At 41.1% G+C, this 14,762-nt stretch carries 12 protein-coding genes and 1 pseudogene; 6 read left to right on the top strand and 7 right to left on the bottom strand.

The window, feature by feature from the left end:
• Nucleotides 1-28 precede the first annotated feature (28 nt).
• Nucleotides 29-1,090: a phosphate ABC transporter substrate-binding protein PstS gene (pstS, locus tag F597_RS0115845; protein WP_026327530.1), complete on the bottom strand. Its 1,062-nt coding sequence runs from the start codon at nucleotides 1,088-1,090 to the stop codon at nucleotides 29-31.
• Between the two features lie 342 nt (nucleotides 1,091-1,432).
• Here pstS and queC point away from each other — a divergent pair, with 342 nt between their 5' ends.
• On the top strand, nucleotides 1,433-2,107 hold the full coding sequence (gene queC / locus F597_RS0115840) for a 7-cyano-7-deazaguanine synthase QueC (RefSeq protein ID WP_019540739.1): 675 nt from the start codon (nucleotides 1,433-1,435) through the stop codon (nucleotides 2,105-2,107).
• 75 nt (nucleotides 2,108-2,182) lie between these two features.
• Complete coding sequence (gene queF, locus F597_RS0115835; protein WP_019540738.1) at nucleotides 2,183-2,662, top strand: preQ(1) synthase; 480 nt, start codon at nucleotides 2,183-2,185, stop codon at nucleotides 2,660-2,662.
• On the opposite strand, the gene F597_RS0115830 is transcribed toward queF, so the two are convergent.
• Nucleotides 2,619-3,407 carry a glycoside hydrolase family 16 protein gene (locus tag F597_RS0115830; protein ID WP_026327529.1) on the bottom strand — a complete coding sequence of 263 codons (789 nt, stop codon included), beginning with the start codon at nucleotides 3,405-3,407 and terminating at the stop codon, nucleotides 2,619-2,621. The two genes, queF and F597_RS0115830, sit on opposite strands and share 44 nt — an antisense overlap.
• A 272-nt stretch (nucleotides 3,408-3,679) precedes the next feature.
• On the opposite strand from F597_RS0115830, the gene F597_RS0115825 reads away from it, so the two are divergent.
• The 3 genes from F597_RS0115825 to F597_RS0115815 all read left to right on the top strand — a co-directional run bounded on the left by F597_RS0115825 (nucleotide 3,680) and on the right by F597_RS0115815 (nucleotide 6,597).
• Nucleotides 3,680-4,924: a pyridoxal phosphate-dependent aminotransferase gene (locus F597_RS0115825; RefSeq protein WP_019540736.1), complete on the top strand. Its 1,245-nt coding sequence runs from the start codon at nucleotides 3,680-3,682 to the stop codon at nucleotides 4,922-4,924.
• Nucleotides 4,878-6,125 carry an ABC transporter permease gene (locus F597_RS0115820; protein ID WP_019540735.1) on the top strand — a complete coding sequence of 416 codons (1,248 nt, stop codon included), beginning with the start codon at nucleotides 4,878-4,880 and terminating at the stop codon, nucleotides 6,123-6,125. The genes F597_RS0115825 and F597_RS0115820 overlap by 47 nt, the downstream gene beginning before the upstream one ends.
• A 130-nt stretch (nucleotides 6,126-6,255) precedes the next feature.
• Entirely contained in the window at nucleotides 6,256-6,597 is a 342-nt protein-coding gene (locus F597_RS0115815) for a DMT family transporter (RefSeq protein ID WP_026327528.1), read from the top strand.
• Nucleotides 6,598-7,746: 1,149 nt separating this feature from the next.
• Here the strand turns inward: F597_RS0115815 and F597_RS0115805 are convergent.
• The 3 genes from F597_RS0115805 to F597_RS0115795 are packed head-to-tail and all read right to left on the bottom strand — an operon-like array spanning nucleotide 7,747 to nucleotide 12,277.
• Nucleotides 7,747-8,445, bottom strand: coding sequence for a hypothetical protein (locus tag F597_RS0115805; protein WP_019540732.1), 699 nt, complete (start codon nucleotides 8,443-8,445; stop codon nucleotides 7,747-7,749).
• Nucleotides 8,442-10,373 (bottom strand): hypothetical protein, encoded by a 1,932-nt coding sequence (locus F597_RS0115800; protein ID WP_019540731.1) that lies wholly within the window; start codon nucleotides 10,371-10,373, stop codon nucleotides 8,442-8,444. Before F597_RS0115800 ends, F597_RS0115805 begins: the two co-directional genes overlap by 4 nt.
• A 2-nt stretch (nucleotides 10,374-10,375) precedes the next feature.
• A complete protein-coding gene (locus F597_RS0115795; RefSeq protein WP_019540730.1) occupies nucleotides 10,376-12,277 on the bottom strand; it encodes a hypothetical protein in 1,902 nt (633 codons plus the stop codon).
• Between the two features lie 449 nt (nucleotides 12,278-12,726).
• Here F597_RS0115795 and F597_RS0115790 point away from each other — a divergent pair, with 449 nt between their 5' ends.
• Nucleotides 12,727-13,620, top strand: coding sequence for a hypothetical protein (locus F597_RS0115790; protein WP_019540729.1), 894 nt, complete (start codon nucleotides 12,727-12,729; stop codon nucleotides 13,618-13,620).
• A gap of 13 nt (nucleotides 13,621-13,633) precedes the next feature.
• Here the strand turns inward: F597_RS0115790 and F597_RS0115785 are convergent, their stop codons facing one another.
• Both F597_RS0115785 and F597_RS0115780 read right to left on the bottom strand, forming a co-directional pair.
• On the bottom strand, nucleotides 13,634-14,227 hold the full coding sequence (locus F597_RS0115785; RefSeq protein WP_026327527.1) for an RNA polymerase sigma factor: 594 nt from the start codon (nucleotides 14,225-14,227) through the stop codon (nucleotides 13,634-13,636).
• A 290-nt stretch (nucleotides 14,228-14,517) separates the two neighbouring features.
• Nucleotides 14,518-14,762 (bottom strand): annotated as a pseudogene (locus tag F597_RS0115780) (transposase); the annotation flags it as partial.

The following is a 14,762-nucleotide window of genomic DNA, read 5'->3' as shown; positions in this document are numbered from 1 at the left end:
TCAATTGTCAATTGTCAATTGTCAATTGTCAATTGATTAACTCCCCGCCATAATGGATCTCACCGATCAGTTTTTTTGTCTTCTCTATCGCTTGAGCAGAAAGAGGCGCATAGTTTATCTGTGCCGCCACCTTTTGTCCACCGTCGCTGATTATATAACCAAGCATGTCTACAAGCGCCTCCGCTTCTTTTTTTGTGCGGTTGCCATACTGCTGATCTTTATAAACAAGTATCCATGTAAAAAGGCTGATAGGATAAGCATCCGGATCGTCCGAATCAATAATTGTCGCCCGCATATCGTCGGGCAACGTTACGTTGGCGGCTGCAGAGATGGTTTCAAGCGTAGCATCTACATAATTTCCTGCTTTATTCCTGAGTTTGGCTACCGGAAGCTTCAGTGTGAGTGCATATTCCGAACCGATATATCCGATGGCTCCTTCAGTCTGCTGCACAATACCGGCTACCCCGGGATTTCCTTTTGCCGCAATACCCGCCTCCCATTTCAGGGCCTTTCCTTTTCCCATCACACTATCCCAATCGGGGCTCACCATGGACAGGTATTCCGAAAAATTATAAGTCGTCCCGCTACCGTCCGACCGGTACACCGGGGTGATATCCAGATCAGGTAATGGCACATCCGGATTGATAGCCTGGAGTTTCGGATCGTTCCATTTTCTGATATTTCCCAAATAGATATCCGCAACGAGAGGCCCTGTCAACCGGAGGCTATCCACTCCTTCGAGGGTATAAGCCATCACTACTCCGCCCATACAGGTTGCTATATGAACCACCTCCGCATTCATTGATGCGATTTCCTTACTATTCAGAAAGGCGTCGCTGGCACCGAAGTCCACCGAGCGGTCACGCAGGCTGCGAATTCCTCCACCGCTGCCAATGGCACCATAGCTCACCTTTAAACCTCCGTTCAATCGCATGTAATCGCGAAAAACAATATTGTAATAAGGATAGGGAAAAGTGGCACCTGCACCGGATAAAGACATTCCTGAGCCACCTTTTTCCACATTGGCAGAATTGTTGTTACAGGATATAAGTAAAACAAGCAGAAATAAAAGCTGAGATAATCGTTGCATCAATAAAATTGTCCTCCTTCGGATATTTTGCACAAAAGTACGATATGGATGTTACAATGCAGTTACAAAAATGTTACAAAATTATTAAGATTGTAGTTCAGGGATTTACCTCTTATCTGTAAAAAAGTATCGTTAAATCAACCTTCATGGGTAAAACAGGAAATGAATGTATTTGATGGTACCCAAAAAACAAACTTGTTTGAGTTTTGGTGAGGTGCGAAGGAAAAAGACAAAGTCAAATAAATTTGTTCTGCACTTACTTAACGAAAACGTTCGTACCTTTGCAATGAAAAGCGAACGCTTTTCTGTGTAGCTTAGGTACCACATAAAAAACAAAGAACAATGAAAGATTACCAAGAACAGGATGCCCTTGTGCTCTTCTCGGGCGGACAGGACTCCACGACCTGCCTCTATTGGGCAAAACAACAATTCAGACGCACCTACGCGCTCTGTTTCACCTACGGACAGCGTCACTCTCAGGAAGTTGAAAATGCACGACGGATCGCTGAAATGGCCGGCACTCCGTTTCAAGTATTGGATGCGGGTATCATCTCCCGATTGGCACCGAATTCACTGACCGATTTCTCCGTACAGATGGATGAAGAGCAACCGGCCGGCTCTTACCCTAATACTTTTGTTCCGGGCAGAAACCTGCTGTTTCTTACTTTTGCTGCAACTCTCGCCTACGCACAGGGAGTCAAACATTTAGTAACAGGGGTATCAGAAGCCGATTACAGCGGTTATCCAGATTGTCGGGATACTTTTATCCGCTCAGCCAATGCCACACTCAACCTCGCGATGGATAACCAGTTTGTGATCCATACGCCGCTTATGTGGCGCAATAAGAAAGAGGTATGGCGATTGGCTGATGAACTGGGTGTTTTCGATATTGTAAAAAATGAAACCCTTACCTGCTATAACGGAATTCTGGCCGAAGGATGCGGCCATTGTCCCGCCTGCCGGTTACGGAACAAGGGATTGCAGGAATATTTAGCAGAACGGGAAAACAGTCTGTAATTAACTGGACGGGTATACACTGCCGACCCTAAATCCTATAAATTATATTCGATTTTTCGAGAAACAACAACGGTTATGCAACACAAAGGACTCAGCCACCTGGGTGGCAAAACAGAATACAAGCAAGATTACGCACCGGAGATGCTGGAAGCATTCGACAATAAACATCCGGGAAACGACTATTGGGTTACATTCGACTGCCCGGAATTCACCAGCCTCTGCCCTATCACAGGCCAACCCGATTTTGCTACCATCCGCATCGACTATATACCCGACATAAAGATGGTGGAAAGCAAAAGCCTTAAGCTCTATCTTTTCAGTTTTCGCAATCATGGAGCCTTTCATGAAGATTGTGTGAACATCATCATGAAAGACCTGATCCGGCTGATGGATCCCAAATATATTGAGGTGACAGGTATCTTCACTCCCCGTGGAGGCATCAGTATCTATCCGTATGCCAATTATGGGCGGAAGGGTACCAAATACGAAAAACTAGCCGAAGAGCGACTTTTTAATTATTCGTTTCCGGTTCGTAATAGCGTACCCAGTCGATAAACATATCTACAGGTAATTCAGTAGAGTCAGTATCTTTATTGAGCCGGATCCCAATAAACAGATCAAGATCCATGTCATTGAACGGGAACTGTCCCGGGATATCAGTCAAGATACGTGGGTATTTTTTAGTACGGTTATTATCCACAAAAAACACAACACTGTCAGGATAGGTCTCCACCCCATAGGTATGGAATTGATTGGGATTTACACCGACCAATGCGCTGGAAGGCGGATTATCCGGCATCCCCTCTGTGGTGGTATATTGTGAGGTAACTGACTGGTAGATGAACTCGTCATAACCATACCGCTCCATGATATCGATAGCGATATTCCCGGTTCCATCCGAAGGGAGTAATGAAACAAACGGTACAGCCCCCGCTACCGGATTCATGCGAGCCCTTACTTCAACCCTGCTTACACTGTTCTTTTTCACCCCTTGCCGGGTAATACCTCCGGTAAGAAATGGAATTTCCGCATTATTCCCGGCATTCTCTACTCCCCGGAGAACAAGAAGTCCATCTTCCAGTACATAGAGTGCTTCGTTATCACTCATATAGCGGCTCATATGTTGTTTGCCCCTGGATATTTTCGACCAGGCAGTCAGCCCTGTTTTACTATCAAAATTATCTTCCCATGCCAGGGTCCAGCCTTTTCTGAACTTATCCGGATCACTTTTTTGTCCCGTACAGGCGACTAATCCGGCCGCAAGTGCGAAAATCACTACTAAGATCGTGTTACGTGTCATTTTTCTTTTCTCTTTTTTTAATTTCAAGGGACAAACTTACGTATAATCCTTTTTATATGGCTTACCCGGCCATAATATAAGTGTTAATCATTCAAAAAGTCTGTAAAGCACCCTTTGTTCTTTCTACTTTTCATTTTCACTCTTCACTAACCTTTCCACCTTTCCACTTTATCACTCCCTTATAGAGTATACTCCAACTTTTTTATTACCTTTGCCACCATATCTGTTATAAGGAAAAAAGATTTATAAAGGTTACAAGTAACGCGAATATTATGCCGCATATATCCCAGCGGGGCATACAGATGCCCCCCTCACCCATACGAAAACTGGCACCGCTCTCCGATGCAGCTAAAGCAGAAGGAGTAAAGGTGTATCATCTCAATATTGGCCAGCCCGATCTCCCTTCCCCCGTCTCGGCATTGGATGCTATTCGCAGTATCGACCGTACTACGTTGGAATACAGTCCCAGCGACGGATACCGATTCTATCGGGAGAACCTGGTTCGTTATTATAAAGAATTTAATATCGACCTCACTCCTGAAGAGATCATAGTCACAGCTGGCGGATCGGAAGCAGTACTCTATGCATTTATGGCCTGTCTCAACCCGGATGACGAGATCATCGTCCCCGAACCGGCCTATGCCAATTACATGGCTTTTGCCATCTCTGCAGGAGCTGTCATCCGCACTATACCCTCGACCATGGAATCAGGATTTGCCCTTCCCCCGGTAGAGGAATTTGAAAAACTGATCAATGAACGTACCAAAGGGATCCTTATCTGCAACCCCAATAACCCCACAGGTTATGTCTACACACCCCACGAAATGGAACAGATAAGGCAACTTGTCAAAAAGTATGATCTTTACCTCTTTTCCGATGAGGTGTACCGCGAATTCATCTATAACGATACACCTTATATTTCTGCCTGTCACCTGAAAGAGGTGGAAGAAAATGTGGTACTGATCGATTCGGTATCCAAAAGATATAGTGAATGTGGTATCCGTATCGGTGCACTCATCACTAAAAACCGGAAGGTACACGACACAGTGATGAAATTCTGCCAGGCACGTCTAAGCCCCCCCCTTATCGGACAAATTGCCGCCAATGCATCGTTACAGGAAAATGGCGCATATATGCAGCATAACTTCGAAGAGTACAAGAGCCGCCGCGATTTCCTTATAGAACGGCTGAACAATATTCCCGGAGTCTATTCCCCCATGCCACAAGGAGCATTCTATACCCTGGCAAAGCTCCCTCTTGATGATGCCGATGCTTTCTGTGCTTGGTGCCTCTCCGATTTCCGCTATCAGGGTCAGACCATTTTCATGGCACCCGCATCCGGCTTCTATGTCACTCCCGGGTTGGGTAGAAATGAAGTTCGTATCGCTTATGTGCTCAATAAAGACGACCTAAACAATGCGCTCATAGTGCTGGAAAAAGCACTTGAAGCATATCCACATACCCATAAACATGAATGCGGAGCTCTTTATAGCGAGGCGGATTTACAAAGGCGATAAAAAGAACGATAAACGGGTCTCATCGCCTGCCATCAAAATTGCCATTGCCGGCATTGCGCTCGGTCTGGCCGTGATGATTGTGGCAGTATGTATCATTGTCGGCTTCAAAAAAGAGGTACGTGCCAAGGTGGTGGGTTTCGGTTCCCATATCCAGATCACCGCCTTTGAGAGCAACTCGTCCTATGAACATTCCCCCATTGCATTCTCAGATACACTGGCGTCCATACTCACTGCCAACCCTGATATCCGTCACTTTCAGGAATTCATTACCAAACCGGCTATTATCAAGACCGACGATGATTTCATGGGTGTGGTATTGAAAGGAGTATCGGAAAAGTATGACTGGGAGTTTTTCAGGAAAAACTTACTGGAGGGAACTATCTTCCAATCTAGTGATACTGTTACGGATAACCAGGCTATTATCTCAAAAGAGATTGCCGACAAACTACGACTCAAGACGGGCGACAGTTTCACCTGTTATTTCGTACAGGAGCCTGTCCGTGCCCGTCGGTTTCATATTAGCGGTATTTACAGTACCAATTTTGAAGATTACGACAAGCTCTATGTCATTGTCGGGAATGATGTGCTTTCTTCCCTTAATGGATGGGATACCGACATGGTGAGCGGGATAGAAGTGCTGGTACGCGATTACAATAATCTCGACAGGATTGCACAGGATCTTTTCTTCGATATGGCATCCTATAAAGACCGCCTCGGCAACGCCCTTTACACCCGTTCCATCAAGGATATCAATCCCATGATATTCAACTGGCTCGATCTGCTCGACATGAATGTGTGGGTTATTATCATTCTCATGTTGGTAGTATCGGGCTTCACCATGATCTCTGGCCTGCTTATCATCATCCTCGAACGTACCAATATGATCGGCATGTTGAAATCGATGGGAGCAAGGGATTTCAGTATCCGCAAGGTTTTTCTCTACCTTTCTGCTTTTCTTATCGGACAGGGGATGTTATGGGGGAATATTATCGCTCTGATTTTCTGCATAGTACAGAAGGAATTTCAAGTACTAACACTTGATCCGTCCACCTATTACCTCTCCGCAGTACCGGTAGATCTCAACCCGCTATATATTATTCTTCTTAATATCGGCACGCTCGTTGTCTCCTTACTGATGATGATCGGTCCCTCCTATCTGGTCGCCAGAATCACTCCCGCCAAGTCCATCCGGTTTGAGTAGTTTTCCGGTATATTGCCGATAATCCCAAATGTCTGCAATGTATATAGTTATTTTGAATGCAATAAACAATTATGGACGAAAGTTTTTTGCTACCTTTGGGCAGAAATAATTATAGTCGTATAAAATGAATATTAACTGGATAATCCTGATTATTGGAGGAGTTTTCGAATCGATTTTTGCGATGAGCCTGGGAAAGATGCAACAGACATCAGGCAAAGAAATGTGGCTGTGGCTTGCGGTATTTCTTATCTGCGTGAGCCTAAGCATGTTTTTACTGTTCAAATCGATGGGAGGCACCCACCCGATTCCGACAGGAACCGCCTATGCCGTCTGGGCTGGCATCGGCGCTGTAGGAACGGTTATTCTCGGTATCCTGGTTTTCAGGGAACCGGTCACTTTCTGGAGAATATTTTTCCTTAGCACGCTAATTATTTCGATCGTTGGATTGCAGTTCACTTCTGCACACCATTGATTTAAATTACCAGTTACCTACTTCCCCAAAAATCGGAACAAGTTACCGACTTGTCGGGATCATCAAGTCAGCCCATCAACCTTTTCACCTCCCCACTCTCCCACTTTTCCACTCTTTGTCAATCCAGCACACCACTGTTAATAACTTGTTGATAACCTGTTGAGAAATTGTTCATAAAAACGACCAAAAATATTTGCAATTTATTTGACCGGTATGTTATATTTGCAGAACAACAATGAGAGATAAAAAGTACGAGTTTCGTACACAAGACATACATAGGAGTTCATTGACATTTTGTACACAACGGGAAGAGTTTCATTCAAGAGATCGGCAAATCCGTTTGTTTTTCTCTTTGTTCATGAAGTGTGAAACATTGAATGTTTCTATCGGATGAACCATAAGTTTTTCGTTATGCGATCCCCCTTGATAGCAGTTTATCTGTATATTTAAGGAAGTGGTTGCAAAATAGCGACCGACTCGGACGAATGATACATCTTCAGGCATAGGCAGAATTTGTGACTGCTTTTGTATTCTATTTTGGTTGAAAGGTAAACCTTCACGGGCAAGCCAACTCGCCGGAAACAGATGCAAGAGTTTGTAAGTTCCGGGAATAGGGATGAAAATCCGGTCTCAAACATTGATTTTTTACTACATCGGCCTTTTCCAAACCGGAAAAAATCCGACGGTAAGAATTCGAGGGTTGAAATACATGATTACATTCGTATGACTGATTCTGCTTCACAATCCGGAAAAATTATGTATCAAACGATTTAATGTTATCGAATTGAATGATATACAAGACTTCTCTGAACAGCTTTAACGGCTTCAAACACCGTTTCAGACGTTTTTTGAAGTATCCGCATTCTGAAGTATAAACCCCTGTAGAAATCATAAAATTGACTTTCTAAGCCAGTTTCAGTTTCTGCAGAGTTTGAGATTTTCTCAGGCAATTGAACACATTTTCAGTTTCTGCACCGTTCAGTACAGAACGATTTGAACTCCTACCATATACAAAAAAGCCGGTTGTAAAGCCGGCTTTTTTTGTTTCATCACAGCAAAGGGTTTACCATTTAAATTACCCGATAGCCTTTTTCTCCTATTAAATACCCCGTCCGGAATAAGGCAATGATTTCATCCATAGAGCTGTTCCTAAAAAGAAAATCCTACTCCCCCTGTAAATCTTACTCCACTCCAATTGATCGAAGCGGAATTATAAGCAGATTCTTCCCATTCGGCCTTAGAAACCAAATCATAACCCATGGAAATATGTATATTTATATTTTCAGCAATGTAATATTTAGTTCCTATCTGGCTCAAAAGAGAAAAACTGGATGTATTAAACATCTTATCAAAACGATCCAGTTCCTCATCATTCACTATAAAAAATCCCCGGTTTTTAAATTGAGTCATAAATATACCGGGAGATATCTCCCCAAAGAAAGAGAAGAGCTCCCTCCCCCGCCTGTTCTCATAGGTAAAGAAGTAATATTTATAATACACTCCGGCTCTGACACCATTCACAATAAACCTATTAGCATATTCTCCCGAATAATCTTTGAGAGACAGTTTTCCACCTGTAGAGTGGTATCCGCCCCCCTTTAATCCAAATTCATGTTGTTGAAATAAATAACCAATATCAATAACATGAATTATATTTTGTGCCGGAAAATTATCTACATTTTTCGCACCGATAATAGATGCGGGAGGTCCTCCCTGTATACTTCTCATCATGCTTCTCATGGCTTCCGTATCATAAGAGGAGTACCCGCCGGAATAACCCACGGTAAGTTGCGCCTGTAATAATCCACTACAGAATAACGCAATAGTCAAGAAGATATATTTTCTCATTTTTCTAAATAATTAGTGATATCTAAATAATGAAGTTTGGAGACTCCCCCATGGGCAGTTGTAAAGAAATAGTTATTAAAAAGGTAGTTGACATATGTCCGTTCCTGTGCGAAAAGCTCTTTGGTAAATGTCTGATCATGTATCGAACAATAATAGCCATTAGCTGTCACGATGTTACCGGTATATGGATCTGAACCGACATATAAACCCGTTCTTTTCTGACTCTTCGTACCGTCATTTAAATTCACCACATAGGTTTGTCCTCCGGCTTCTTCAAAAGTGATAATCATCAGGTTGGTTTCTTTTTCATTAAAATTGATGCGCTTAGGATCTTCTCTTTGACCGTATACCGGAAAATCTTCCTGGTATACCAATGAAAATCCGTTTTCACCAAACTCATACACGGAAACATCATTCTTTATATGGGAATTATAATAAATTGCCACATATTTACCATCTCTCGAAACGGCAACATGATCATTCTTGTTGGGGAGAATAAGATAATCAATCAGTTCACGTGTCTCCAGACTATACGCGAACAGTTTTCCCTCGAACGCTTCGATCCCTCCCGGGAGTCTATCCACCACATCCATATAGGTTTTGATAAATACCACATCATTGGTACCTAAGAAAGCTTCATGATAAGTAAGTTCTTCTTCCCTATCGAATTGTAGCTTCTCATAGTTTTTAAGATCATAGCTGACTAACTCGATACATCCACTCGAGGGAATGACTATCAATGAGGATTTCTCAGAGCAAAAAATCCGACCATTCCATGAAATGGATAACGCATCTACGATTCCCTGGTCTAACAATTTTAAATCATCCTTATCATAAATCCAAAAGTTATACCCGTTCCTGACAAATAATCTATTCGTTGGCGTATCCGTACAAATTTGAAAATCCAAATAACCGTCTTCAATGGTAATCAGACTGGGAGAATAGAGCACATCATAATGAATAGGCCAAGCCCCATCTTTACTAATACTCTTCGTATCGAAAGGCACAACGTACAATTCATACAGGACACCTTGCGAAAAAGGGAACAGATTGTTTTTATCCCGCGTAAACTCTATCAGGTCATCGATCTCGAAATAATTTTCCTCCCCCTCGTATACTATATCGCCGTAGTAACCGGTTGCAAAAGCATATCTGGACTTATATTCGTTCTTCGGCCATGATATTTTTCCTGAATTGACTCCGGTATATTCAAACCGGATAGAATTTTTTGGAAATTCAATTACCGTTGTATATACATCTACCCAAGGTTCCCTTATAGCTTCTTTAAAGAATGTTTCTATCCTGTAATATAACGCACCGAACACGGCTAAACTGTCTACAAAACCTGTTTCATGAGGGTCGGTAATCTCCTTTACATACGTTTTGTTATTGTGATAATAGGTTATCCTGTATTTATCTACGGTATATTGTTCCAGCTCCGGTTTGTCCCAGGTCAGTTCAAAATAATCATCCTTATTTCTATGATGGACAATATTGTTGAGATGCAGCACCGCATCAGGAATAAAAACTAACGTATATTCAAATTTACCTATATAGTTTTCAAATCCCAGCTTACCGGCAATACTCTCAGAATGAGGATCCACTTCTATATCAACTGTCAGTTTTTTTGTAGTCCGGACATTGCCGGTTGGTACGAATTCGAAATAACCATCCATCGGATATATTTCTTCACCACTCAGACTGAACCGTTTTTTTAATACTTGCCCTTCCGGTAAGGAAAGTTGATAATGTAATTTTGTTTTCTTGTAAATATAGAGAGTGGCACCGGAAGGGAAATCAGCCAGATTAAGTATGATCTCCTTGTCATCCGGTTTCGGAACATCCACATAATATACATCGTCCCTATCATATTCGCAGGCAGCGAAGAATAAGAAGATTGTGCACAGAATTAAATAATCTATTTTCATCCCTATTTGATATAATCAGTTAAATCCAGTGCCGCACCATACCCTGCTCCATAGATAATCAACCTGTTCTTCATAAAATAATGAGGGTATTTATATTGACTGAAGGGTATTCTTGTCAATATTCTGTCAAAAGTATTATCATAAATAGCGAGAAGAGAGTTTTCATTATGGAATTCATCCAGACAGGCATAGTTCCCTGTTATGGGATCCTGAACAATAAACAGACCACCTACTTTGTATTTTTCCCTCAATGTACTCACATCAAACACAACAGTCTCGTTCCCTCCACTTAAAATCAACTCGTTTGGATTGGTGTAACTAAACTGACAAACCTCATATGAATACTCCGTATTATGATAAGAATAGAGTGGAATAAAAACGTCATTTTCAAATTTATATATGCGATAACCATCTTCATAATATTCACATATATATTTCCCATCATATGATCCTACAATCTTGGCATATCCCTCTACCATCTTTTTTTCTGCTACTATTTCTCCTGTTTTGGAATCAGCTACAAAAAGAGACGAATATAAATAGTATCCATTGTCATCTATCACGCCATCTCTAAAAAATAAGCGGGAATTGTCCGCAATAAAAATATTGACCTCCCATGGATTTAAGATTTTCACAGGAAGCGGATCCTCAAAGTTATTCACATTGTAGATATAAATTTCATAAAATGGACGGGGGGCTCCATATGTATGTTTATAAATTGCAATTTGTGAAGTCAGAGGGGTGGTTGATAAGATAATACGGTCGGAGGGATCAAGCGTATAAACAGGTCTTAGCAATAAATCCCTTTTCTTCTTGAAATTGGAGACAGAATAGATATTCAACAGACCGTCTTCCATGAAATAGTACTCATCTCTCTCCAGATTCCACGCCATAGGCGGTTTAATCACCACGTAACGTTCATCCTCCGATTTATAATCAGCAGCGATAAAGGGACATTTCTTATATTCTTCATACGGAAGATGATAAGGTATGACGTAAAGCTTGAATCTTTGCGGATCTATTGGGAATCTGAAACGTTGTATCTTTGCATTCCTTTTATTTTCATCACATTCTATTTTTGTACCATCTCCATCAACTTCCAGCAAATATTTACACTTATAACCGGTATATTCCCAGGAGACATTCATCCATTCATGGTCAATATATTGATAACTAAATTTTGTCGCACCACCTGAACCATAATAAGCAGGCGTAAAATAGCTCTCCCTCGCTGATGTATAATTCACATCATTATTCTTATAATGCACGGTAAGTTGATAGGCACGATAGCCCCAAACATAATTTTTATCAATAAAACCAGTTTGCTTCGGATCAGTGATAATATAAGTTTCTTGCTTATCAGTAATACTATTGAAGAAAGTAAGTTCATATTTTTGAAACGTCGCATTGTCAAATTCAGGCTCATTCCACTGTAATTGTAAATATCCCTCGTCTGAAACCCCTCCCTGAAAGTCGATAGTAAAATCTTCTTCCAGTTTGACAAATTTCACATCATATTCATACCTGCCCACATACTTTTCATAACCTAATTTCTCCGCAATACTTCCTGTATTGGTTTTTAATTCTATATCGAACACCAGTTTTCGGACAGAATTATCGTTTAAAGGATATAAATAAATACTATTATTGTCTATGTAAGCATCGGCATCAATAGTAATTGTTTGATTGAGCACTTCATGTCCTTTTGTGTCAATGGCAAATGAGACCTTGGTGTATTGGTAAATAAATAGAGTGCTGTTTGGTTTAACATCGGAAAGATTTATCTCCACTTTAAAGTCATCTTCCGGTGGTGTTATTTCATTCGTATATATGAAATCTTTATCATATTCACACGAATAGAATAAATGAAAGAAAAGAAAAAAAATTATCCCGATTTTCTTCATGTCCGTAAATTAAAAAGATGGCTAACTGTCAAAGGAGTCTCTGTGTTTTTCCTGGACAAAGAACCATTTTTAAATGCAAGCCTTATTTAGCACTTCATTATAGAATTAATATCCTGTAAAAAAAGAGCATTAGAAAAATGCTTTTAGTATTTTAGTATTTATTATTTTTCAATAACAAAGGAAAATAAAAAAGCACTGATCACCAAATAAAATTGTATTAATTCATTCAATTAATTAATGACATATGAGATACCCAATGTAGTAAAGAAATTGATAACCGATCGTATACAACAAATGAGAAGCAGTGATTGTTTACATATTACGCAATAGCACTCGGAATATATTTATTTGAATAATAAATTAAGAATAGAGATAAATTTGAAAATAAGATTTCCTGAAATTTTTACTATCTTTGTTCCAACAGGATAACTCTTAACTCCGCAAGCTATATGAAACATTTTTATATTCCGTTTCTGATAATCATTTTCTTCGTTCAGACGAAAAGTTTTGCGCAGGATATCCCGGTGAAGCAGGATAGTCTGGACCTGAAAACCGGAATCGTCGGTGGATTGCCAAAACAGGCCGACTCTCTCAGATCCGGCCAGCTTCCGTTAAGATTACCCCGACTGAATCCGGCAGAAAATCTTCTGCCGCAATTTACTCCTTACCAACGGTTCACCCTGGAACCACAACATTCGGATAAAGAGACTAACTTCCCTCCGATTCACTGGCACGGAGCCGCATCCGATTTCATCAATAGTAAGAGTCGCACGGCTATTGCCACCACAATGCCAACTTCCAACCTGCTATTACATTCATCGGCTACCATCGGTATGGTGGAGACTCCTTTTTTTGGTAAAGGCTATTACTATATATTGGATGCAGGGGCCCGCTATGCGATCAATCCTGCGTTGACGATGGGCGTCAGCGGTGGCTATAACTCCAATTTCGATGTGATGCCTCTCTGGAATGCAGGAATTGATGCCAGCTACCAGGTGAATCGTAACCTGATGTTCGATGGAGGGTTGACCTATATGAAGACGGCTAGAAATGATTTCTCTCTCAACCAATCGGCTGTAATGATCGACCTTCACGGTCGCTACCGGCTTAACGATGACTGGTATCTCAACGCTTATGGAGGGATGCCTGTATTACAAAACAGTAACAAGTCAGACATGCCGATGTTACCGATGATGAACACTCCTTACTACGGGGGTTCTGTGGAGCACTGGTTCAAACCCACCATGGGTGTGGAAGCCGGTATGATATGGATGCGCGATATGTTCTCCGGTAAAATGCGCCCTCAACCTAAACTGGAGCTACTCTTCAGACCAGGAAGATAGAAGATAAGTGATCTCAGTTGATCGTTAAGATCATCTTGTGATCAGTTACCAGTTTACGCATGTTGAGAATGGCATAACGCATGCGACCAAGAGCAGTATTGATACTCACCCCGGTGATATCAGCAATCTCCTTGAAACTTAAATTCCCGTAATATCGCATCTCCAGCACTTCACGTTGTTCATCAGGTAAAAAGTCGATCAGTTTCTTCACATCATTGAGCACCTGTATTTTCACCATTTTCATCTCTACAGTATCATCACACAGGGAAGGGTTGTTCAACAGATCGATCTCATAGTCATCATTAGAGATAGTATTTTCATTCTTTCTCTGACGGAAATAATCGATTATCAGATTATGTGCAATACGAGTAAGCCATGCTTTAAATTTGCCTGTTTCGGTGTATCGCCCTTGTCTGATAGTGGTAATGGCTTTGATGAAAGTCTCCTGGAAGATATCTTCGGCCAATCCCTGATCACGAAGAGTATAGAAGATGTAAGTGTAAAGAGATTGTTTATGCCGGCTAAGGAGCAGATCAAACGCAGAATCATTGCCGTCGGCATACGAAACGACCAATTCCTCATCGGTCATCGTGCAGAAAGTGTCCATTGCTTTACTTCTTAATTGTTATGTAATGTCAATTGAGTAAAGAAGACTTATAGGCAAATGATTTTAGCGTTTATTTTATGTTCTATAATTAAATTTATCAAAACAAAGGAAAATAAAAAAAATATAATTACCAAATAATAAGAGGTGAAATTCCTTTGCATTCCCTAAAACAACATCTCTAACTAAGCGGCAAATAATCGTTTCATTATAGATTTATCTTTGAAGCATCGTATATTATAATTCCTTCCGACACTGTATATCAATAGTCCGTTAAAAATTTACTATATGAGTCATGCAGCAATGGCTGCAAACTCCACGAGTTCTTTAACAAGTTTATCATTTAATCTTCTGTTCGGTTTAATGCCGGACACGCAAATAAATCGCTCAAGCAGGTAGGCATTGTGTATCATTGTTTTACATGATGCCATCGAAAAGGGGATGCCTTTCTCCTTTGCCAGCACCTTTGCCAGGTTTATTGAGGTAAGAGACGCATTAAAGTTGAACGATAGCTTTGCTACGTCCCTTGCCTGCGATT

This window comes from Proteiniphilum acetatigenes DSM 18083, assembly GCF_000380985.1.
GTDB classification, from domain to species: Bacteria; Bacteroidota; Bacteroidia; order Bacteroidales; family Dysgonomonadaceae; genus Proteiniphilum; species Proteiniphilum acetatigenes.
Note: the sequence above shows the minus strand (reverse complement) of the source record. Positions and strands in the feature narration are given on the sequence as shown.